The organism is Pseudoalteromonas arctica, assembly GCF_012927645.1.
GTDB classification, from domain to species: Bacteria; Pseudomonadota; Gammaproteobacteria; order Enterobacterales; family Alteromonadaceae; genus Pseudoalteromonas; species Pseudoalteromonas arctica_A.
In genome coordinates, this window is record NZ_JABBMT010000005.1 from 80683 (window position 1) to 103309 (window position 22627).

Annotated in this window: 25 protein-coding genes; 23 read left to right on the top strand and 2 right to left on the bottom strand. The window is 41.5% G+C overall.

Features of this window, described 5'->3' with window-relative positions; genetic code table 11:
- Window positions 1-2 precede the first annotated feature (2 nt).
- From flhF to HHO47_RS04930, 13 genes are all read left to right on the top strand, one after another.
- The gene (gene flhF, locus HHO47_RS04870; RefSeq protein ID WP_169019270.1) at window positions 3-1484 is read left to right on the top strand and encodes a flagellar biosynthesis protein FlhF; all 1482 of its coding nucleotides are present in this window, start codon (window positions 3-5) and stop codon (window positions 1482-1484) included.
- Window positions 1477-2337: a MinD/ParA family ATP-binding protein gene (locus HHO47_RS04875; RefSeq protein ID WP_169019271.1), complete on the top strand. Its 861-nt coding sequence runs from the start codon at window positions 1477-1479 to the stop codon at window positions 2335-2337. The genes flhF and HHO47_RS04875 overlap by 8 nt, the downstream gene beginning before the upstream one ends.
- 26 nt (window positions 2338-2363) lie before the next feature.
- On the top strand, window positions 2364-3074 hold the full coding sequence (locus HHO47_RS04880; protein WP_169019368.1) for an RNA polymerase sigma factor FliA: 711 nt from the start codon (window positions 2364-2366) through the stop codon (window positions 3072-3074).
- Window positions 3075-3114: 40 nt separating this feature from the next.
- Window positions 3115-3498, top strand: a complete 384-nt coding sequence (gene cheY / locus HHO47_RS04885) for a chemotaxis response regulator CheY (RefSeq protein WP_016708035.1) — start codon at window positions 3115-3117, stop codon at window positions 3496-3498.
- A gap of 17 nt (window positions 3499-3515) precedes the next feature.
- Window positions 3516-4280 carry a protein phosphatase CheZ gene (locus HHO47_RS04890; RefSeq protein ID WP_169019272.1) on the top strand — a complete coding sequence of 255 codons (765 nt, stop codon included), beginning with the start codon at window positions 3516-3518 and terminating at the stop codon, window positions 4278-4280.
- Between the two features lie 14 nt (window positions 4281-4294).
- On the top strand, window positions 4295-6481 hold the full coding sequence (locus HHO47_RS04895; protein WP_169019273.1) for a chemotaxis protein CheA: 2187 nt from the start codon (window positions 4295-4297) through the stop codon (window positions 6479-6481).
- A gap of 68 nt (window positions 6482-6549) precedes the next feature.
- Window positions 6550-7692, top strand: a complete 1143-nt coding sequence (locus tag HHO47_RS04900) for a protein-glutamate methylesterase/protein-glutamine glutaminase (protein WP_169019274.1) — start codon at window positions 6550-6552, stop codon at window positions 7690-7692.
- Window positions 7685-8449, top strand: coding sequence for a flagellar motor protein (locus tag HHO47_RS04905; protein WP_149981471.1), 765 nt, complete (start codon window positions 7685-7687; stop codon window positions 8447-8449). The genes HHO47_RS04900 and HHO47_RS04905 overlap by 8 nt, the downstream gene beginning before the upstream one ends.
- A gap of 5 nt (window positions 8450-8454) precedes the next feature.
- Window positions 8455-9408, top strand: coding sequence for a flagellar motor protein MotB (locus tag HHO47_RS04910; RefSeq protein ID WP_169019275.1), 954 nt, complete (start codon window positions 8455-8457; stop codon window positions 9406-9408).
- 8 nt (window positions 9409-9416) lie between these two features.
- Complete coding sequence (locus tag HHO47_RS04915; protein ID WP_169019276.1) at window positions 9417-10187, top strand: AAA family ATPase; 771 nt, start codon at window positions 9417-9419, stop codon at window positions 10185-10187.
- 3 nt (window positions 10188-10190) lie between these two features.
- Complete coding sequence (locus HHO47_RS04920) at window positions 10191-10976, top strand: chemotaxis protein CheW (protein ID WP_169019277.1); 786 nt, start codon at window positions 10191-10193, stop codon at window positions 10974-10976.
- A 19-nt stretch (window positions 10977-10995) separates the two neighbouring features.
- A complete protein-coding gene (locus tag HHO47_RS04925; protein WP_145239335.1) occupies window positions 10996-11493 on the top strand; it encodes a chemotaxis protein CheW in 498 nt (165 codons plus the stop codon).
- A 16-nt stretch (window positions 11494-11509) separates the two neighbouring features.
- Complete coding sequence (locus tag HHO47_RS04930) at window positions 11510-11914, top strand: DUF2802 domain-containing protein (RefSeq protein ID WP_169019278.1); 405 nt, start codon at window positions 11510-11512, stop codon at window positions 11912-11914.
- A gap of 13 nt (window positions 11915-11927) precedes the next feature.
- On the opposite strand, the gene HHO47_RS04935 is transcribed toward HHO47_RS04930, so the two are convergent.
- The gene (locus tag HHO47_RS04935; RefSeq protein WP_169019279.1) at window positions 11928-12236 is read right to left on the bottom strand and encodes an EscU/YscU/HrcU family type III secretion system export apparatus switch protein; all 309 of its coding nucleotides are present in this window, start codon (window positions 12234-12236) and stop codon (window positions 11928-11930) included.
- A gap of 3 nt (window positions 12237-12239) precedes the next feature.
- Window positions 12240-14756 (bottom strand): flagellar hook-length control protein FliK, encoded by a 2517-nt coding sequence (locus HHO47_RS04940; protein ID WP_169019280.1) that lies wholly within the window; start codon window positions 14754-14756, stop codon window positions 12240-12242.
- Window positions 14757-14858: 102 nt separating this feature from the next.
- Between HHO47_RS04940 and ccmA the strand changes: the two genes are divergently transcribed.
- From ccmA to HHO47_RS04990, 10 genes are read left to right on the top strand one after another with little or no spacing between them, the layout of a single operon-like run.
- Window positions 14859-15479, top strand: a complete 621-nt coding sequence (gene ccmA, locus HHO47_RS04945; RefSeq protein WP_169019281.1) for a cytochrome c biogenesis heme-transporting ATPase CcmA — start codon at window positions 14859-14861, stop codon at window positions 15477-15479.
- Window positions 15479-16165 (top strand): heme exporter protein CcmB, encoded by a 687-nt coding sequence (gene ccmB / locus HHO47_RS04950; RefSeq protein WP_145239323.1) that lies wholly within the window; start codon window positions 15479-15481, stop codon window positions 16163-16165. The genes ccmA and ccmB overlap by 1 nt, the downstream gene beginning before the upstream one ends.
- Window position 16166: 1 nt before the next feature.
- Window positions 16167-16904 carry a heme ABC transporter permease gene (locus HHO47_RS04955; protein ID WP_169019282.1) on the top strand — a complete coding sequence of 246 codons (738 nt, stop codon included), beginning with the start codon at window positions 16167-16169 and terminating at the stop codon, window positions 16902-16904.
- Window positions 16905-16906: 2 nt separating this feature from the next.
- On the top strand, window positions 16907-17110 hold the full coding sequence (ccmD, locus tag HHO47_RS04960; protein ID WP_169019283.1) for a heme exporter protein CcmD: 204 nt from the start codon (window positions 16907-16909) through the stop codon (window positions 17108-17110).
- Complete coding sequence (gene ccmE / locus HHO47_RS04965) at window positions 17107-17586, top strand: cytochrome c maturation protein CcmE (protein ID WP_169019284.1); 480 nt, start codon at window positions 17107-17109, stop codon at window positions 17584-17586. Before ccmD ends, ccmE begins: the two co-directional genes overlap by 4 nt.
- 1 nt (window position 17587) lies before the next feature.
- The gene (locus tag HHO47_RS04970; RefSeq protein ID WP_169019285.1) at window positions 17588-19555 is read left to right on the top strand and encodes a heme lyase CcmF/NrfE family subunit; all 1968 of its coding nucleotides are present in this window, start codon (window positions 17588-17590) and stop codon (window positions 19553-19555) included.
- Window positions 19552-20124, top strand: coding sequence for a redoxin family protein (locus tag HHO47_RS04975; RefSeq protein ID WP_169019286.1), 573 nt, complete (start codon window positions 19552-19554; stop codon window positions 20122-20124). The genes HHO47_RS04970 and HHO47_RS04975 overlap by 4 nt, the downstream gene beginning before the upstream one ends.
- Entirely contained in the window at window positions 20121-20582 is a 462-nt protein-coding gene (locus HHO47_RS04980) for a cytochrome c-type biogenesis protein (protein WP_169019287.1), read from the top strand. Before HHO47_RS04975 ends, HHO47_RS04980 begins: the two co-directional genes overlap by 4 nt.
- A complete protein-coding gene (gene ccmI / locus HHO47_RS04985) occupies window positions 20583-21884 on the top strand; it encodes a c-type cytochrome biogenesis protein CcmI (protein WP_169019288.1) in 1302 nt (433 codons plus the stop codon).
- A gap of 9 nt (window positions 21885-21893) precedes the next feature.
- Window positions 21894-22625, top strand: a complete 732-nt coding sequence (locus HHO47_RS04990; protein WP_169019289.1) for an MlaA family lipoprotein — start codon at window positions 21894-21896, stop codon at window positions 22623-22625.
- Window positions 22626-22627: the final 2 nt, after the last annotated feature.

Sequence of the window (22627 nt, forward strand, 5' to 3'; positions counted from 1 at the left end):
CCATGAAAATAAAACGTTTTTTTGCTAAAGATATGCGTACCGCATTAAAAGAAGTGAAAGATGAACTCGGTGTAGATGCGGTGATCATGTCAAATAAAAAATTAGCTAATGGGGTCGAAATTGTGGCCGCGGTTGATTATGAAAAAACTGCCCCTAAAGTACCTGTACAGCCACAAACTACAACGGCGCAAGCAGCAACAAGTGCAAACTTTGTTAAACCTGCGCCGCAACGTACACAGCCTGAGCCACAAGCGCCGGTCGCAGACAGCCTACAAGCATTATTAGAGCGCCAATCTCCTCGTCCGCGCTCACCTGAGCTTGCGTCTATGTTTAGCCAGTCAAGTATTGATACATCAACTCAGTATCAGCCACAGCAACAACCTCAAGTACAGCAAACTCGCCATCAACCACAAGCACAGAATGACTTTACTCGTCGCGAGACAGCACCGCGTCCAGAAACGCAAGCTCATAGCTTAGGTTTTGATGATGATATAGAAAGTGGTTTTGACGATTTAGATACTCCAACGCCAACAAAAAGTGTAGCCGAAACAGATGAAATCGCCGCGATGCGTGATGAAATGGCAGCGATGCGTCAATTACTTGAGTATCAAGTATCTGGCTTGATGCAACAAGACTTAGCGCGTCGCGATCCAACTCGCGCATGTATGATCGATCGTTTAGTCGGAATGGGTATCGACAGTGAAGTTGCAGAGCAAATGGCCTGTTTCATTCCCGATGATGTTTCGCGTCAGCAAGCATGGCAAGCGCTATTGCAAATGGTTGAAAACCAAATGCATACTACAAATAATGAAATACTACGCCAAGGCGGCGTATATGCACTTGTTGGTCCTACAGGGGTTGGTAAAACGACTACGGTTGCTAAACTTGCAGCCCTTGGTGCACAAAAATATGGCGCAGATAAAGTTGCGCTTATTACCACTGATACGTACCGTATTGGCGCTTATGAGCAACTAGCCACTTATGGCCGTATTATTGGCTGTGGTGTAAAGCAAGTGAAAGATGCCAATGAATTAGCAGAAGTTTTATATCATTTACGAAATAAGCGTCTAGTATTAATAGATACGGCTGGAATGAGCCAACGTGATTTACGTTTAACCGAGCAATTAAATACGCTAATGCGTAATCAACGTGTCGATATTCGTAACTATTTGGTGCTCAGTGCCACAGCACAAATTAACGTATTGCAAGAGACTGTAAGACACTTTAAGAAAGTACAATTAAGTGGCTGTATTTTCACTAAATTAGATGAATCGCTAAGTTTAGGTGAGATTATTAGCATAGCGATTCAAAATCGCCTCCCAATAGGGTATCTTACTAACGGTCAACGCGTTCCTGAGGACATTCGGGTTGCTAATGCAGAGAAATTAGTAAAAAAAGCAGAACAATTGTATTTAAAAAGAACAAAAGCGCAACATTCACGACGTCAAGCAGTAGCGTCAAGCACAGTAGGGATGTATGATTAACACAGTATTAGATCAAGCAAATGGCCTGCGTAAAATGAGTCAAAACAATAATAACGGCGTTAAAGTTATCGCTGTCACCGGTGGTAAAGGTGGGGTTGGTAAAACGAACGTCTCACTAAATACTGCGATTGCGTTGGGTCAGCTCGGAAACCGAGTATTAGTACTGGATGCCGATTTAGGTTTGGCAAATTGTGATGTGATGTTGGGGCTGCGAGTAGAGCGTAACCTGTCTCATGTATTATCAGGTGAATGTGAACTCGACGAAATTTTGGTAGAAGGTCCTGCAGGCATAAAAATAGTGCCCGCCACGTCTGGCTCACAAAGTATGGTTGAACTTTCTCCCTCTGAGCATGCTGGTTTGATCCGTGCTTTTAGCGAATTAAATACCGAATTTGATATATTAATTGTTGATACTGCTGCCGGTATTTCTGACATGGTGTTAAGTTTTTCGCGCGCAGCGCAAGATGTCATGGTAGTAGTATGCGATGAACCAACCTCAATCACCGATGCTTATGCACTCATTAAAGTATTAAGTCGCGAGCATGGTGTGTATAAATTTAAAATCGTGGCTAATATGGTACGCAGTATGCGTGAAGGTCACGAACTATTTGCTAAGCTCTCAAAAGTAACGGATCGCTTTTTGGATGTCTCAATGGAGTTGGTGGCAACAGTCCCGTATGATGAAAATATGCGTAAAGCAACGCGTCGCCAGAAAGTGATTGTTGATTTATTTCCAAGTTCCCCTGCTGCAATCGCATTTAAAACATTAGCGACAAAAGCAGTTAAATGGCCTATACCTAATCAACCATCTGGTCATTTAGAATTTTTCATAGAAAAATTAGTAAACGGCTAACTATGACGGCATCGGTGAATAAAGCGATGGGATATCAATCGACACAAAATTTAAATGTGATTGTTGAGCAACATGCTTCTTTAGTTAAAAAAGTGGCTTGTCATTTAATTGCTCGTTTACCCGCGAGTGTGCAACTCGATGATTTGATTCAATCGGGAATGATAGGGTTAATTGAAGCATCAAAGAACTTTGATGCGACTAAAGGGGCAAGCTTTGAAACCTTTGCAGGCATTCGTATCCGTGGTGCGATGCTGGATGAAATGCGCCGAGGTGATTGGGCTCCACGCTCAGTACACCGTAATAGCCGCAGAGTCGCTGAAGCGATTAGTGAGCTAGAAAGCAGCTTGAATAGAGAACCTAAAGACGGTGAAGTTGCTGAAAAACTTGATATTACGCTAGATGAGTACCATCATATTCTTAGTGATGTAAATTCAAGTAAAGTGTTAGGTATAGCAGACTTAGGGGTTGATGAAGATGCCATCACCCCAGTGGGGCATGATTTAGCACTGGACAAGCCCTTTAATAACGTTAAAAATGAACGCTTTAATCAATCATTATTAACAGCTATACAATCTTTACCTGAACGAGATGGGTTAGTATTGTCGCTGTATTATAACGATGAAATGAATTTAAAAGAGATTGGACATATACTCGATGTAAGCGAATCGCGTGTGAGTCAGATACATGGTCAGGCGATGATTAAGCTCAAAGCAAAAATCAATGACTGGATAAATTAGTAGTAAGTAAATATAGGTTCAGACCTCACCGGAGGATGTTTTGGATAAAAACATGAAAATTCTTGTTGTTGATGATTTTTCGACGATGAGACGTATTATCAAAAATCTGTTAAGAGATTTGGGTTTTACAAACGTACAAGAAGCTGACGACGGCTCAACAGCTTTACCGATGTTGCAGAATCAAGAATTTGATTTTGTAGTAACAGATTGGAACATGCCTGGCATGCAAGGAATCGATCTCTTGCGCGCAATTAGAGCCGATGACAGCCTGAAACATATCCCTGTTTTAATGGTAACAGCAGAAGCTAAAAAAGAACAAATCGTTGCTGCTGCACAAGCTGGTGTTAACGGCTATATCGTTAAACCATTTACAGCTGCAACACTGAAAACCAAATTGGAAAAAGTGTTTGAGCGTTTAGGTTAAATAAATAGGAGAGGCTTATGCCAGCACCTGCTGCGCCTCAGATCAGTTTAGAACAAGCCCGTCAGCTTGTGGTTTACCTTGAAAATGGTGAACAAGATAAAGCTGATCAGTTAATTATTGATGCGGCGTCAAAAGAGCAATCAGAATTATTTGCCGAGGTAGGCAAACTTACGCGTCAGCTGCATGATGCGTTGAAAAATTTTGAGCTTGATACACGTTTAGCTGATTTGACCAAAGATGCATTACCCGACGCTAAGCAGCGGCTTAACTATGTTATGGAAATGACAGAAAACGCTGCTAATAAAACCATGGATGCCGTAGAAGCAAGTTTACCCATTGCCCAACAGCTTGCAGATGACATTTCAGACATTAAACCCACTTGGGATCGTTTAATGAACCGTGAAATTGAGCTAGGTGAATTTAAAACACTGTGCCATAGCTTAGATAAGTTCATGAATAGTTCGCAAACTAAAACGGATGAGTTGCAAGGGCTCATGACCAATGTCTTGATGGCACAAGATTTTCAAGATTTAACCGGTCAAGTGATCCGTCGGGTTATCGAGCTTGTTAGAGAAGTAGAAGACAGCTTGATCCACTTGTTGACAGCATTTGGCAGCCAAGACGATAGCGACACAAAAACAATCGCAGCAGTCATTGAAAAACCGCCTGCTGAAAATACACTTGCAGGCCCTGAAGGGCCAATTATTGATAAAGAATCTCGTGATGATGTTGTCTCAGGACAAGATGATGTGGATGATTTATTATCAAGCTTGGGCTTCTAAGAGGAGAAAACTGCATGAGCTTTGAAGTCGATGAAGATATTTTACAAGATTTTCTAGTAGAGGCTGGAGAAATTCTTGAGCTTTTGTCAGAACAGCTGGTGGAGCTTGAAAATAACCCAGATGATACCGAATTACTCAATGCAATTTTCCGTGGTTTTCATACGGTAAAAGGCGGCGCAGGCTTTTTAAGCATGACTGAACTAGTTGATGCTTGCCATGGTGCAGAGAACGTTTTTGATTTATTGCGCCAAGGTGTTCGTAAAGTTAATTCCGAGCTGATGGACGTGATTTTGCAAGCACTCGATACTATCAACGAAATGTTTGCGACCATTCAAAGTAGAGAAAAACCAGAACCTGCAAATCCAGAATTACTCGCTGTTTTACATAAATTGGGGCTACCGCCAGCTGCTGAAGAATTAACTGGCAGTGCAGAACCTGCAGACGATATCCCTGTTGTTGATGCTGATGCTATTTTAGATGATTCTGACGATCCATTTGCATTAGACTCATTATTTGATGGTCAAATTGATAGTGATCAAAAAGATGTTCAAATCGATGAAATATCAGAAGATGAATTTGAAAGTCTGCTTGATGAGCTGCACGGAAAAGGGCAGAGTCCTATAACGCCAACAGCTACTGTCAGCAATGAGTCATCAAATAGTGACATTACTGATGATGAATTTGATAATTTATTGGATGAATTGCATGGCATTGGTAGCTTCGGTCTAGTTAGTAATAAAGACACTGAAAGTGCTGCGCCTAAACCGACCCACGCGTCCTCAGTTGCGACTAAAAGTAATGCGCCAGATGAAATCAGCGATGATGAATTTGAAGCTTTACTTGATGAATTACATGGCAAAGGCAGTGCGCCACAAGCAGTAGCTGAGACTGAGCCAACACCCGCTAAAAAAGCAGTAGCACCAGTTGCCGCAGCTAAACCAGTACCCAAACCAGCAGTGTCAGAGCCTGTGAAAGCGACTGAAAAATCTGCACCAGCTCCAGCGACAGCTGCTGCTAAAAAAGCAGCTCCTCCACAAACTGACACGACGGTGCGTGTTGATACAAAGCGACTTGATCAGATAATGAATATGGTCGGGGAACTTGTGCTAGTGCGTAATCGTTTAGTCAGTTTAGCGACCAATACAGAAAGTGAAGCAATGGGTAAAGCCATTTCAAACCTTGATGTAGTAACTGCGGACTTGCAAGGTGCGGTGATGAAAACGCGGATGCAACCGATCAAGAAAGTGTTTGGTCGCTTCCCCCGCGTAGTACGTGATTTAGCCCGCAGTTTGAAAAAAGACATCAATTTATTACTTGTGGGTGAAGAAACGGATTTAGATAAAAACTTAGTTGAGGCATTGGCAGATCCTTTAGTTCACTTGGTGCGTAACTCTGTAGACCATGGTATTGAAATGCCTGATGTACGTGAAGCTGCAGGAAAAGCAAGAGCAGGGACTGTAACTTTATCAGCATCTCAAGAAGGTGATCATATTTTGCTTACCATTCGTGATGATGGTGCAGGTATGGATCCAGAAAAGCTGAAAAAAATAGCTATTAGTAAAGGAGTGCTTGATCACGAACAAGCCGCTCGATTATCTGATACAGAAGCCTATAACCTTATTTTTGCACCAGGCTTTTCTACTAAAGAACAGATCTCTGATATTTCGGGCCGTGGTGTGGGTATGGATGTGGTGAAAACCAAAATTACTCAACTAAATGGTTCTGTGAGTATTCAATCTGAGCTAGGTGTAGGTACAATCCTAGAAATTAAAGTTCCATTAACGTTGGCTATTTTGCCGACACTAATGGTGGTTGTCGGTGAGCAAACATTTGCACTACCACTGGCTGGTGTTAATGAAATATTCCATCTAGACCTTACTAAAACGAATGTAGTTGATGGTCAATTAACCATTATTGTTCGTAAGAAAGCACGACCACTGTTTTATTTAGAACATTGGTTAGTTAAAGGCGCTGATAGATCATTACGCAAAGCTCAAGGCCATGTTGTAATTGTACAAATAGGTACGCAACAAGTTGGTTTTGTAGTGGATTCATTGATTGGTCAAGAAGAAGTTGTTATTAAACCGCTTGATGCTTTACTACAAGGGACACCTGGTATGGCAGGTGCAACGATCACGTCTGACGGTGGTATAGCGCTAATCTTAGATGTGCCAAACTTGCTAAAACACTACGCAGGTTAGTCCAATTCTTATCTTATTGTGGGAGCTAAATATGGCTCTCACAGATAAAATTTAACAAGAGTATGCCAATGGCAGTTAAAGTTTTAGTTGTTGATGATTCAAGTTTCTTTCGCCGCAGAGTGAGCGAAATACTCGAGCAAGATAAGGATATCGACGTAATTGGTTTTGCGGTAAATGGCCGAGATGCGGTCGATAAAACAGCTCAACTACGCCCAGATGTGATCACCATGGATGTTGAAATGCCCGTGCTTGATGGCATTAGTGCTGTAAAAGAAATCATGGCAGCAAATCCAACCCCTATTCTGATGTTCTCATCACTGACGCGTGATGGCGCAACAGCAACCTTAGATGCACTTGATGCGGGTGCTTTAGATTTTTTACCGAAAAAATTTGAAGATATTGCTCGTAATAATGAAGATGCGATTAAGTTATTACAAAATAAAGTAAAAGAAATTGGACGCAAGCGGCTTTCACGCTTTAGTCGGCCGACACCGACACCGACACCGACACCAGCCGCTCCCGTATCTGCGGGTACAACAAGTCGCCCTGCGATAACTCAACCAGATCGAAGCTTTAACCGTAGTGCAGCACCAGCGACTAATAGTGCAGCGAACACTCGGGCTTCAGGAAAGAAATATCAAATAGTTGCAATAGGTACTTCAACTGGAGGACCTGTTGCACTGCAAACAATCCTGACTCAGTTGCCCGCTAATTTTCCGCATCCCATTTTGTTAATACAGCATATGCCAGCTGCGTTTACGCCAGCATTTTCCGCACGTTTAAATGGCTTGTGCAAAATAAAAGTAAAAGAGGCGCAACAAGGTGATCGATTAACCCCTGGTGTCGCTTATTTAGCGCCGGGCGGTCAACAAATGTTGATTGAGGGGCGAGCTGGAAATCGTTCTTTACGTGTTTTTGAAGACGATAGTGCCCGGATCACCTATAAACCAAGTGTTGACGTTACTTTTGCTAGTATAGCCAAATCGTTCCAAGGTGATGTATTAGCTGTGGTACTTACAGGCATGGGCGCTGATGGACGAGACGGTGCAAGAATGCTTAAACAAGCCGGCGCTACTATTTGGGCACAAGATGAAAAAACCAGTGTGGTATATGGTATGCCACAAGCGGTTGCTAACGCAGGGTTATCATCTGCAAGCATTGCGCTTGAAGACGTTGCTAATCGGTTAGTTCGAGAGATTGGTTGTGGATAAGTTGTCGTTTCTAGGCCTGTTCGTTGCACTTTTGGCGATTGGTTATGGCTACTCACTAGAAGGCGGTGTTGTGAGTGCTTTATTTAATGGTCCAGCATTAATTATTGTGTTGGGCGGTACGTTAGGTGCTGTAATGCTACAAACACCAGCAAGTACGTTTAATAAAGCATTAAGAATAAGTCATTGGGTATTTTTCCCTCCAAGTTATGATATCAACAGAGCAATTGAGCAAGTTAAAAGTTGGTCACAAAAAGCTCGCCAAGAAGGATATTTAGCACTTGAAGAAATAGCATTAACCCATCCGGATCCATACGTTGCTAAAGGTTTGAGTTTACTGATTGATGGCAACAGTGAACAAAAACTCAGAGACACACTAGAAATTGATCTGTTGCTAGAAAGGGAGCGATTGCTGGAAGCCAGCCGGGTGTATGAGGCGTTAGGCGGTTACAGTCCTACTATCGGTATTTTAGGCGCCGTACTTGGTCTGATCCAGGCGATGTCATTTATCACTGAACCTGAAAAATTAGGTGCTGGGGTTGCGACGGCTTTTCTTGCGACTATTTATGGGGTTGGCTTAGCAAATTTACTGTTTTTACCCATGGCTAACAAGCTCAAACAACAAGTAGAACAAAAGATGCTGTTTCATGAGTTATTAGCTGAAGGAATTATTGCCATGAGCCAAGGTGATAGCCCTGTCAATATTGAGCTGAAACTTGAAGCGTATCGTGTCGAGCGTCCAAGTCAGTTACAAGAATAATTATTATGATACGCCGTCGACTTCGTCACCCATCGACCAAAAGTCAGCATACAGAACGTTGGCTAGTGTCGTACGCTGATTACATGACTATCATGTTTGCATTTTTTGTGGTGATGTATGCGATTGCGATTAATAAAGAAGAAAGTTTCCAAATTTTATCTGATTCGCTAGGGCAGGTTTTTGATAAATCAGCTCGCCAGTATAGTCAAGAAGGTCAAGGTGTGACGGGGACCGGTTTATTAACCGATAGAGTGACTCCTGAAAACGAACTGCTGTTTGGTGAAAGTATTCAAAAGCAAGAAGCTGGCCCAGAGTTATTGGATGGGCAAAGCGATACTAGTAACATAAAACAAAAACACTTAGGCAAACCTTTAGATAGCTTATTAACTAAATTACAATCGGCCTTGATCGATGAAATACGTGATGGTGAAGCAAGTCTAGAGTTACATCAAGACTGGTTAATCATTGAATTAAGCTCAGGAATGTTATTTTCTAGCGGCAGTGCAGTGGCGCATCAACGCGCGAAAGCAGTGATAAAATTAGTGAACGATATTATTGCCCCAGTTGATAACTACGTCAGAGTGCGTGGTTATACAGATAATGAAACTATTCATAATGAAATGTTTCGTTCTAATTGGGAGCTATCGGTTGCAAGAGCGACCTCGATTTTAGTCGAACTTGATGCATTAGGTATCAACCCTGCGCGCATGGCCATTGAAGGATATGGACAGTATTCCCCCTTTGCCGACAATGATACAGAGCAAGGGCGTGCTGAAAATCGTAAAGTAGTCGTTGCATTATCAAAATATGGTTTGCCACCCAAGCCCATTGTTACAACCGAGCAACCAGCAACTGAAGCAGAGCAACCAATTGAGTTGCCAAGTGATGATAACACTATTAAAGTGATCCAACTCCCACACGGTGGTATACGAATTACAACGCGCAACGAACAAAAATAAGGTGTGATGTGAAAATTTGGACGGTAGCAAATCAAAAAGGTGGTGTAGGGAAGACGACCACTGCTGTGAGCTTAGCTGGTATATTAGCGCTGCAAGGAAAGCGAGTATTACTGATTGATACCGATCCTCATGCATCTTTAACATATTACTTTGGTATTGATTCAGAAGATTTAGAAGTCAGTGTGTATGATATATTTGCCCGTGGAAACGCCATGGCAAGTGAAGAAATATTGCAAGCTTTGTGTCCATCGAACATAGATAACTTAGATATTCTTCCTGCAACGATGGCAATCGCGACACTTGACCGCAGTATGGGTAATAAAACTGGAATGGGGCTGATCTTAAAAAAAGCCCTCGCAAAAATTAGTGAGCATTATGATTATGCTATTTTAGATTGCCCGCCAGTGTTAGGTGTTTTAATGGTTAACGCATTGGCTGCAAGTGAGCGCATTTTAGTGCCAGTACAAACTGAGTTTTTAGCACTCAAAGGGCTTGACCGAATGATGCGAACCATGGAATTAATGCAAAGCTCGCAATCAAAGCAGTATCAATATACCATTATCCCTACAATGTATGATAAGCGCACCAATGCATCCCTTGAAGCATATAAGACATTACAGCAAACGTACCAAGAAAAAGTATGGCCGGGGGTAATACCCGTAGATACTAAGTTCCGTGATGCAAGTTTAGCTCAACAAGTACCGATTCAGTATTGTCCACGCTCAAGAGGTGTTTATGCTTATCGCGCATTACTCGATTATTTGATTGAACAAGGTTAATGAATGAGTAAGCAATTATTTGCTAATGAAAAAGTAATGACCCAGTATTTGGGGGCTTTACTGTGCGAAGACGATGAGTCAACAGACTTACACCCGGTTGCAAAATTACTCGAACAAGTTCCACCCACAGAAAGTAGTAATAAAATGCCACTCAAGGCGTCGCAGCAGACGATTGTGCAGCCAAGCGCACTTGATGAGCCAAAGACAAGCCCTCGGGAAGAAATACCAGCGCCGCTTGAGAAACCACAGATCCAAGCTAATATCAAAGATATAGCTAAAGTGAGTGAACAGTTAAATGTTGCTGAAGCTAAAACTCCTGTGCAGCGCCAAGAAGATTATTTTGATGGCGAGTTTCAGGCGTTATTCTTTGAAGTGGCAGGACTTACCCTCGCTGTACCATTAAAAGCACTTGGTGGTATTCATCAATTAGGTGAAGTTAATCAGCTTTTTGGTAAACCTAAGTGGTTTAAAGGCGTGATGCTAAATCGTGATGAGAATCTTAATGTAGTTGATACCGCTCTATGGGTGATGCCAGAAAAGTATACCCAAGAGTTAGAAGAAAAATTAAACTACCAATACTTAATTACTTTAGGTAATAGCCAATGGGGATTGTTGGCTGAAAAGCTGGTTAATAACATTACACTACGCAGTGAAGATGTGAAATGGCGAGCTAAAAGTGGCAAGCGGCCTTGGCTTGCAGGTGTAATTAAAGAAAAAATGTGTGCCTTAATTGATGTGCAAAGCTTAGGTCAATTATTAGAGCAAGGTTTAGACAGCCGCGACCAGTAACGATATTCGGAGTAATAACATGAGTGAACAAAGATTATTATCAAGCAGTAAAAATACCGATGGCAATGATGAAGTATTGCAATGGGTTACTTTTAAGCTTGAATCAGAAACCTATGGTGTAAATGTAATGCAAGTACAAGAAATTTTGCGTTACACAGAAATTGCTCCAGTACCAGGTGCTCCAAGCTATGTTTTAGGGATTATTAATTTACGTGGCAATGTTGTAACAGTAATAGATACACGTGCACGATTTGGTTTGATGTCTGCAGAAGCAACAGACAATTCACGAGTATTAATTATTGAAGCTGAAGAGCAAGTTATTGGTATCTTAGCCGACAGTGTAGCTGAAGTGGTTTATTTGCGTAGCTCAGAAATTGATAGTGCGCCAAACATTGGCACTGAAGAAAGTGCCAAGTTTATTCAAGGTGTGAGTAATCGTGATGGTGAATTATTGATTTTAGTTGATTTAAATAAATTACTAAATGACGAAGAGTGGGATGAGTTGAGCGATTTATAACGCTTACGGAAAAACTATGTTGTTATACTCGTTGCTTGGCGTCTCAATTGTACTGGTGTTAGTATGCTTGGGACTAATTTTTATTAATAATAATAAGTACGCTGCAGCATTAAAAAGCAAAATACTGCAACTGCAAGAAACTCAACAACAGCTCAGTATTTTACGCAGTGAAGTTGCAGAAATGCGCACTGGTATGCTAAGTATTGGTAAGCGCTTAGTCGCTGTAGAGCAGCAAAATCAAGAGTTAGCGCAGTTACAAGATGCGCAAAAATATGACGATCCTGATGCGAAAATTTATTCTCGAGCAGTGAAAATGGTTGAGTTAGGAGCCGATATTGAAGAGATCATACGAGAGTGTGAACTTCCGCGTGCCGAAGCCGAACTATTAATGTCGTTACATCATCAAAAGGGCGCTAATTAGCGCCTTTTACTTTTTACGCCTGAATATTTAACTTGCCTTGAAAGTCTTGCCAGCCTGGTGGAAATTTACCCCGCAGTACATATGAAAAAGCAATCAGTTCGGCAATCACATAATACAGTTCTTTTGGGATCTCTTCGCCAAGCTCTAAATGTGATAACGTTTTAGCCAATGCTTCATCTTTGTGGATCAAAATTCCTTTTTCTTCTGCGGCTTTAATGATCTCTTCTGCGAGCTCACCAAATCCTTTACAACTGATCGTAGGTGAGCGGCCGGCTTCATAAACTAAACCAATTGCAGACTTGTGTTTTGGCATCTCATTCATGGTTTAAACCTTAATATTAATAATGGCATGGGACTGATAGAAAGCGTGGTGTTGCGGTGCACCTTGACTTAGCTGCATTTCACCAACTTGTAGGCCATGGGCTGTTAATTTATGGCGCAAACTCTCAAGATGTGGATGAGTCATCGCAGTGATATCTTGACTTGAGGCAAGTAATTGACAATCGAGTGCTTTATCCATTAATTCAGCGGTGATCTGTAATTGGCCTAGCTCTGCGTAATCAAAATTAAGTCGTACAAACCAAACATTTTTATCTTCGAGTTTATTTTTACTTGGTTTTTTATATTGTCCTAATGAAATCTCAGTTTGTGCGGTTTCCGGTGGCAGTCGCATCGGCAGCAAAAATTGTACTAACGGATTATTATCAGGCTGCTGATTGATAGGGGTACTGTTAATTTGGCTAATTGCCGTTTTTATTTGGCTCAGCTCAGCCGCTAAGGCTTGTGATTGTGGCTGTAATAATTGTTCTTGCAGTTTCTGTGGGTTAGTTGCTTTAAAGTTAGGCATTAATACTTGTAGTAAAGCATCAAGTGAGCTTTGACTATTAAAATTCAATGCGTTGCTATTTGCTAAGCTTGGAGCCGCTAAAATAGCCACGGCCAGATGCTCAATAGATTGACTAAAACTATTTTGTAGGGCACTCGTTGTTAAGCTTTCTGGACGCAAAATACTGAGTATTTCTCGTTGAATGGTTAACGGTTGCAACGATTGGCTGTCAATCATGCGGCTAAAGGCTTGATTGACTAGTCGGTTTAAATCGACATTCTCACTCACTTTGGTCGCTGCTAGTTTATCAATTTGTGAAGCGATATACTGTTTATCGTAGTTTGCTGTTGATTTAAAATTAGGCAGCGGTTTTTCGCTAGGCGTTTTTAGCAGTGACGCCAATAATTTGGCTTCCAGTGGTAAGCTTATTTGGCTTGCTGGTAAGGGGCTGGTTATCGGCTCTTTTAACTGTGTTGCTATATGTAAGTGGGTACTTGCTTTTAGATTGTCGTTGTTTAACTGTGCTGTTAGGGATGCTATTTTGGTATCTACCCCAGCAATAATAACTGGTGTTGTTTTCAATTTTTGCTGAGCATCGGCTATAACTGTTTTGGCGACAGCGCTATTATCACTGGCATTGACAGTTGTACCATTGGTTTTGCTGGATTGAATAGCGGTAGCTAGTTTATTTAATTGTTTGTGGTTATCGGTATCTTTAATTAGTGGCGCCGCAGCGGGACTGTTATTTTTAACCGCATTAGGATCTGTAATACTTGCTAAACTGGCTTTTAATCGCTGAAATAACTGTACCAAGGGAGGCGACTGGTGATAGTTCTTTGGCAGCGCGGTGCCTTGGCTGATATCTGCTAGTAATGGTTGAGTGTTGTTTGTCGCCATTGCTACAAGGTTTATTTGCCTGAGTGATTTGGGCAATAAGGTTTGATTTGTTGGTGTTAGCGATTGTGCTACAGCTGATTTATTGCTGAGCATGGCTAATTGACTAAATGGTTTGCTTTCAAAATAGCGTACAGCGTCACTGATCCTGGTTTTTAAATCAGCAAAACTGTCTTGTAACCACGAGCTTATTGGGCTGCTAGTGACCAATGAAGGGCTGCTAGGTGCTGCACTTGTTTGCGTATTAAACTGGCTAGGTACATGGCTTTTTTGTAGCAGTGAATTAAAAGTATGGGCTAATGAATTTTTTAATTGCAAAGCCATTTTTGGCAGCTGTGTTTTTATTATTAATTGTTCATTAAGCGCATTTAATTGTACTTTTTGAATTACTCCGGCAGGCAGGGTTGAGTGTGTGCAGTGGTTATTTAACGGCTGCTGCAGTGCGAGCTTAATATTGCCATTATAATTATTAAAGCTCAGTATTGCGGTGTTTTTATCTTGCTGTAGCTGCCCATTTGGTACTAGTTTACTGAGCCAAAGTGCAAGTTTTGCTTGGCTAATTGGCTGTTGGTGAAGTGTATTAGCAAAGCGATTAACAACGCTTAAAGTAAAGTTATTACGGTTCGGGGTAATGATTGCCTTTAGACCTTGCTCACTGTGCAGTAGTTGGGCTACTTCTTTATTGATAGGAATACTGGCTTGTAACTGATTTAACAGTAATTTTGCTGTAGGCTGTAAAATAATTTGCAACGACAAAGGTTTATTCTCTACTTGAACACCACTGTTAATAAAATTTAAAACACTTTGCAGTTGGTTTATTTGACGCAAGCTGATCTCAGTTTGCTTTGGTAAAATAGTGAGTTGTTTACCATCATTACTGAGTTGAATATCGGCACTGGCAATTTTTTGAGTGTTTGTTTCAGTGCCAGTCGTAGCTAAGCGTAATGTTTGCCAATGTTTATCAACGTAGACTTCCATCTGCACAGAGCCTTTGGCGAATACGATGTTTTTAGCGCTGAGTGTTTGCTCGCTGAAAACAGGTAATTGCTGTGCAACACCATTGTCCGATGAATGACTGACAGGAAGCGAATTCGCTAATGTTATCTGTGTAGGTTTATTCATTATTTTAAATCAAGTTTTCGTTAATCGGTGCAAAGCATTATTCGTATTACCCTATCATTATGATAGACTAACGCCTAATTTTGGGTATAGAGAATCATCATCTTGTTACACATTAAGTCCGTCACCTGCATCAAGCAAGAACGTTGTTTGTTTGCGGATCTTAATTTCAGCTTGAAATCAGGCCAAATCATGCAATTAGCAGGCCCAAATGGGGCAGGTAAAACATCACTGCTGCGTATAATTGCGGGTTTTTCTACGCCCGATGAGGGGCTGGTTATGTGGCAGGGTGAATCAATTGCAAAAAATTATGATGAATTTGCCCGTCAGTTGCTATTTATCGGCCATAAAACAGGGGTGAATAGTCAACTTAGTGCAATTGAAAATCTGCGATTTTGGTTACGGATCCAAGGCTATAACACAGATCAAGACCTGTATTCCTTACTGGCTAAAATCGGTTTAGTAGGCCTTGAAGATGTACCTGTGCGTACTTTATCAGCTGGTCAACAACGTCGTGTGGCGTTGATCAGACTTTGGCTTAATGATGCGAAATTATGGGTGCTGGATGAGCCATTTACAGCCCTAGATAAAGCAGGTGTCGCATTTTTACAGCAACGCTTTTTAGCTCACCTAGAACAAGGTGGGGCGATTTTACTAACCACTCATCAAGACTTAACGACCCACTTTAATGAGTTGCAAACCGTTACTCTGGAGTACCGACACTGATGTTACGCCAGCATTCATATTGGCAGCTATTCAGTGCTGTTTGTAAAAAAGATTTACAGCTGGCATTTCGCCAGCGTGCTGAAATCGTAAACCCCATTTTATTTTTCTTAATTGTTATCACATTGTTTCCGTTAGCAATTGGTCCTGAGCCCGGTCTACTTAGCCGTATGGCACCTGGTATTATTTGGGTCGCCGCGTTACTTTCAACCATGTTAGGCTTAGATAAACTATTTCGTGATGATTATCATGATGGTAGTTTAGAGCAATTGATTGCTTCATCGTACCCGCTACCGTTAACGGTACTTGGCAAAGTGGTTGCCCATTGGATTATTACAGGCTTGCCGTTGGTGCTGATGACGCCGTTGTTCGCCTTGTTATTAAATTTAGACAATCAAGCATTGATTGCAACGGTGCTTACCTTGCTATTGGGGACACCATTACTTAGTTTTATCGGCGCTATTGGCGCTGGACTTACTGTGGGATTACAAAAAGGCGGCATTTTGATGAGTTTATTGGTCTTGCCTTTATATATCCCCGTATTAATTTTTGCAACGTCTGCTATCGATACCAGCACAATGTCGCTGGATTATAGTGGTCAGCTTGCCATTCTTGGTGCGATGCTTGTCATTGCAATTATCAGCGCACCAATCGCCATATCGTCAGCATTGAAAGTGAGTGTAAGTTAATATGTGGAAGTGGTTACATCCCTACGCTAAAGCAGATCGTGCATATCAATTATGCAATACGTTACTGCCCTATTTTGCCGTGATAACGGTTGTCTTTATGATTATTGGTTGGGTCTGGGGATTAGCCTATGCACCAGCTGACTATCAACAAAAAGACAGTTATCGCATTATTTTTATTCATGTACCGTCAGCTATTTTGTCGATGGGGGCTTATACATCAATGGCTGTTGCGGCAGTGATCGCTTTGGTATGGCAACTTCGTAATGCCGAGTTGGCGGTGATTGCTATCGCACCGGTTGGTGCATGTGTAACTGCAATTGCACTTATTACTGGCGCCGCTTGGGGCAAACCTATGTGGGGGGCGTGGTGGGTATGGGATGCACGACTTACATCTGAGCTCATTCTATTATTTTTATATTTAGGGGTATTGTCTTTATATCATGCCTTTGAAGATAAAAAAGCAGCGGGTCGAGCTGCATCTATTTTGGCTATTGTGGGGGTAATTAACCTACCTATTATCCATTTTTCGGTTGAGTGGTGGAACACCTTGCATCAAGGGGCCACTATTACCAAGTTTGATACTAAAGCCATTGATCCAAGTATGTTTTGGCCACTAATGGTAAATATAGTCGCGTTTGCTGGTTTTGTTGGCATGGTGACTTTGATGCGTCTTAAAAATGAAATTTTACAACGTGAAAAGCATCGCCCTTGGGTGCGTCAGTTGTTAAATAGGGGCTAGTTATGCAGTTTGATTCTTTTTCTGATTTTATTGCCATGGGCGGTTACGGCTTTTATGTGTGGCTTTCTTTTGGTTCATGTACACTGATTTTATTAGGTATTTTAGTAAGCTCTTGGAATGATACTAAGCGTATTATGGTTTCTGTGCAGCAACAAGCTGAACGAGAGGCTCGCATTAAACACGCTCAACAGGAGAATCAAGCATGAACCCAAGACGTAAGAAACGTTTGCTTGGCGTTGTCGCTATTATAGTTGGTATTGGTGCCGCTATCGGTTTAGTGCTGTATGCACTGCAAGAAAATATTAATTTATTTTATACTCCTAGTGAGTTAATTGAAGGTAAAGGCTCAAATAAAGAAAAGCCGCACATTGGGCAAAAGTTGCGTATTGGCGGTATGGTTGTGCCAGGCTCTGTGATTCGAGATGAAACCAGCCTACAAGTAAGCTTTACCTTGATTGATACAGGCCCTTTAGTAACGATTAAATACCAAGGTATTTTGCCTGACTTATTTCGCGAGGGACAAGGGATTGTTGCTCAAGGTGTGTTGATTGAACCTGATGTAATAGAAGCGTTTGAAGTGTTGGCTAAGCATGATGAAGAATACATGCCTGCTGAAGTTGCGGAAGCGGTGAAGGGGATCAAACACGAAAAACCTAAATATAACTTAGAAAGTGGCAATTAAGATGATCCCAGAATTCGGTTATTTTTCCCTAACACTGGCCATGGTGCTGAGTGTTTTATTATGTATTTTTCCTCTATGGGGCGCACATACTGGTAATTTACGGTTAATGCGTGCAGCTCCTTCATTAGCTGTTGGTCAATTTGTATTTGTACTTGTGTCATTCGCGGCCTTAATTTATGCCAGTTTAACCGATGACTTTACCGTCGCGTATGTAGCTTATCATTCTAGCAGTACCTTGCCTTGGTATTATAAAATTACTTCAACCTGGGGTGGGCACGAAGGTGCTATTTTATTGTGGCTAGTAATGCAAGCCGGTTGGACAGCAGTAGTAGCACTACGCTCTAATTCATTGCCTTGGATACTGCGTGCCCGCGTATTAGGTGTATTAGGCTTTTTAGGTGTTGGCTTTATGCTTTACACCCTGTGGATGTCAAACCCCTTTGAATTATTACTGCCTTACTTTCCAGTCGAAGGGCGCGACTTGAATCCGCTATTACAAGATCCGGGGATGATCATCCATCCACCTTTATTATATATGGGTTATGTTGGTCTATCGGTTTCTTTTGCATTCGCAATTGCAGCGTTATTAACTGGTAAACTTGATAATACGTGGGCTAAGTGGTCACGTCCTTGGACAATGACTGCGTGGGGATTTTTAACACTAGGTATTACTATTGGAAGCTGGTGGGCATATTCCGAGCTTGGTTGGGGTGGCTGGTGGTTTTGGGATCCCGTTGAAAACGCATCGCTTATGCCTTGGTTAGTGGCTACAGCATTATTGCACTCATTGTCGGTAACCGAAAAACGCGGTGTATTTAAATCATGGACCGTATTACTTGCGATTGCTGCATTTTCATTGAGTTTACTGGGCACCTTTATTGTTCGTTCAGGGATTATTGTGTCAGTGCATGCATTTGCAACCGATCCTGATCGTGGTTTATTTATCTTAGCGTTTTTAGCGATAGTGGTTGGCGGTGCGTTAACCTTATATGCATTTAGGGTATCGCAAGTACACAGCGAAGGTCGCTATAAACTGGTATCTCGGGAAGTGGCGTTATGGCTCAATAATATATTTTTAGTGGTTGCTACTTTTATTGTATTACTGGGTACTTTATTACCTATGGTCCATAAAGAAATGGGCTTAGGCAGTATTTCAATTGGCGAACCATTCTTTAATAAAATGTTTGCCATTATTTTGGTGCCGTTTGCCATATTAATGGGCATTGGCCCTCTGTTACGTTGGAAGCAAAATAAGTGGTCTTTTTTACAAAATAAATTACTTATTGCTGCGCTAATGAGCCTTGTTATCACAGCTGCTTGGTTGTATTCAAGCTATGCAGTTGTTGCACCTTTAACTTTATTGGCGACCACGCTTGCGATATGGATTGTGATCACCACTGGTGTTGATTTATATGTTAAAGCTACTGTGCAAACTAACTTTAGCCAAGGTCTTAAAAGGTTAGGACTTAGTTATTGGGCTATGGTGTTAGGACATGTTGGTATTGCCTTTGTTATCGCAGGTGTCACTTTAACTTCCGCGTATTCGGTTGAACGTGATGTTTCGATGAAGCCGGGCGAAATCGTACAGTTAAATCAATATCAGTATCGTTTTGAAGGGGTCTACACTATTCGTGGTGCAAACTACAGTGGTTATGCTGGAGAAGTGAGTGTCCTGAAAAATGATAAACTAGTCACCGTATTACATGCTGAAAAGCGCCACTACGATATTGGTATGCAATTTATGACCGAAGCAGCAATTGATGCTGGTTTTACTCGTGATTTATATCTTGCTCTTGGTGAGCAATTAAATAACAGTGGCTGGTCACTGCGCATCTACCACAAGCCATTTGTACGTTGGATGTGGATTGGTGGTGTATTGATCTCACTCGCCGGATTTATGATTTTAGGTGACAAACGTTACCGCACTAGTAAGAAAAGTACCGATAAGTCACAGGAGAAGCTAGTATGAACCGCAAGTTGTTAGCGCTGATACCTCTGCTGGCATTTTTTTTAGTGTGCGTGTTTTTATTTCAAGGTTTGTTTTCAAACCCAAGAGAAATTCAAACAGGTCGGTTAGGTCAGCCAATGCCAGCCTTTGATTTACCTGATTTAATGCAGGATTCAAAGCGTTGGCAAGATAGCCAATTAAAAGGCGATGTGTACCTACTCAATGTATGGGGCACTTGGTGTCCTACCTGTTTATCTGAATTAGGTTATTTAACCCAACTGCGAGAGCAAGGCGTTAAAATTATCGGACTTTACTATGTACAAAGTTACGATGCTGATTTTGACGGTGAATTTGATATGCCAGCGCTACGAGAAGAAGTGACGTCGATGTTAAGTCGTGCCGGTGATCCGTATCAGTTTAATATTCTTGACTTACACCGTACTCTTTCGCTTGATTTAGGTGTATCAGGAGCACCTGAAACATTTTTAGTGGATAGCAAAGGCACTATTTTATTGCACCATACTGGGGACATAAATCCGCGAGTTTGGCGTGCAAAATTTGCTCCCTTGATGCAGGAATTACAGCCATGAAATATTTTTTAATTGCTTTAATGATACTAGCCAGTGGCATGGCTATGGCAGAGCAAGATCGTTACCAATTTGATAACAACGAACAAGCGCAACGTTTTACTGAGTTAACTAAAGAATTACGTTGCCCTAAATGTCAAAATCAAAATATCGCTGATTCAGATGCTGTGGTTGCGAAAGATTTACGCGAGAAAGTATTGGCGTTAGTCAAAGAGGGTAAATCAAAAGACGATGTTATTGAATATATGATTGATCGCTATGGCTATTTTGTTCACTACGATCCGCCAGTAACACCAGCAACATTAGTGTTATGGGTACTACCTATTTTGATTGTGGTATTTGGCTTTGGCTTTATTATTTTTCGTCAACGTAAGGCTGCGGTTAAGCAAACATGGAGTGAGCAAGAAGAGGCATTATTAGCCAAGCTCATTGCGAAAAATGAACGTCAGGAGCAGATTTAAATGATACTAATGTGGGTTTCTTTTGCATTATTAACCTTATTAGCTGTGGCGTTTGTGGTATTGCCTTTTTTGAGTAAAGAGCGGGTACAAAGCCTCACTTACAATGCTAACTCAGAGCTTATTGCCATCTACCGTCAGCGCCTTAGCGAGCTGGCGAATGATTTAGTAAATAAGCGTATTGATCAAGGTAACCATGATGAGTCTGTGATTGAGCTCAAACGTCGCTTACTAAATGAGTTATCACCTGAAAAATCACTAATGAGTCGAGGCAATAACCGTATTTTTGCATTAACAGGCAGTGCATTTTTAATTGCTTTCACAGCTATATTTTATACCGCAACTGGCTCACAACAACAGTTGCAGAACTGGCACAGCGCTATGGATAATTTAGCCGCTTATGGCGAACGAGCCGTAATGCAGCAAGGCGAGTCTTTAACACAAAATGAATTACAAGCGTTTGCGTTAGGATTGCGCACTAAACTTGCGCAAAGTGGTGATGATCAAGTGGCTTGGATGTTGCTCGGCCGCGTTGCAATGTCATTGAATGAATACGACATGGCGCAACAGTCTTTTGATAAAGTATTGCGTATGGATCCTGACAATATGCCTGTGCTGATCAGTTACAGCCAAGTGCTATTACTTGAAGGCAGTGATGCAAATATGACGCGTGCTGCGGGTATGCTCTCTAAAGTGCTCAAAGACGATCCAACCAACCTTGATGCAATTTCATTATTAGCGTTAATTGCTTATGAACGTCATGATTGGTTGCAAGCAAAAGCAGCATTCGAAGTACTGTTAAAGAGTATGGACGAGCAAGACACTCGCTATGGCATGATTGCTCAGAGAATTACTGAAATTGAACAAAATATGATGATAGCTGAAAACACACAACTAGCATCTGGGTTGCAGTCACAAGTTGAGTCGGGCAGTGACGAGGATCATAACGCTGCTCAAATGAGTGCTATCAAAGTCACTGTTAATCTTGCGCCACAGCTTGCGGACAAGCTTCCAATGCAAGGCACTTTATTCGTCTTTGCAAAAGCTGCGAATGGTCCGCCAATGCCATTAGCAGTGGTAAAATTAACAGATTATAGTTTTCCAATTGAAGTACAGTTAAGTGATAATAATGCTATGGTTGCAGGTTTGACGCTTTCAAGCGTTGATAAAATTATTTTAACTGCACGTATTTCAAAGGATGCATCAGTAATGCCTTCAACGGGTGAGTTGGAAGGTCGTTCAGATGTGTTAGAACGAAGCCAAACAAAGGCTTATGATTTACTTATTAATGAATTAATACCTTAAGGATAAAAGATGTTAAGACAGAGTTTAGTTTTGTTTGGGCTATTGGTGCTAGCAGGATGCACGCAAGTGCCTAACGAAAAAATAGATGAGCGAGATCCACTACAATCATTTAATCGTTCAATGTATGATTTTAATATGGATGTACTTGATGCGTATGTTCTGCGCCCTGTCGCGGTAGGGTATGTGGCCGTTACACCAACACCGGTGCGCCGTAGTATTGTCAATTTTACTGGTAATATTAGTGCACCAACTGATGTAATTAATGCCACGTTACAAGGTAAAGCGGGTAACGCTGGCGTGAGCTTAGCGCGGTTTTTAGTTAATTCAACAGTGGGTATTTTAGGCTTATTTGATGTTGCTACATCACTTGGTTTGAATATTATTGATGAAGACTTTGGTCAAACTCTAGGGGTCTGGGGAATAGGTGACGGTGCTTATTTAATGATCCCAGGTATGGGGCCTACAACAGCGCGTAACCTAACGGGTGATGTGGTTGATAGGTTTGTGTTACCGAAAATGGCCTTAACCACGCCACAAACTGTATTGGTGTTTGCTTTAGAAGCTGTAGAAACCCGAGCTTCTTTAATACCACAAGAAAGCTTATTGAATGAGTCACTCGATCCGTATATTTTTATGAAAGACATTTACTTTCAACGTCAATTATATGAGCTGTATGATGGTAATCCACCAGTTGAAAAAGAGCCTGAAGATTTTGATGAGGACTTTTTAGAAAGCCTTTAATG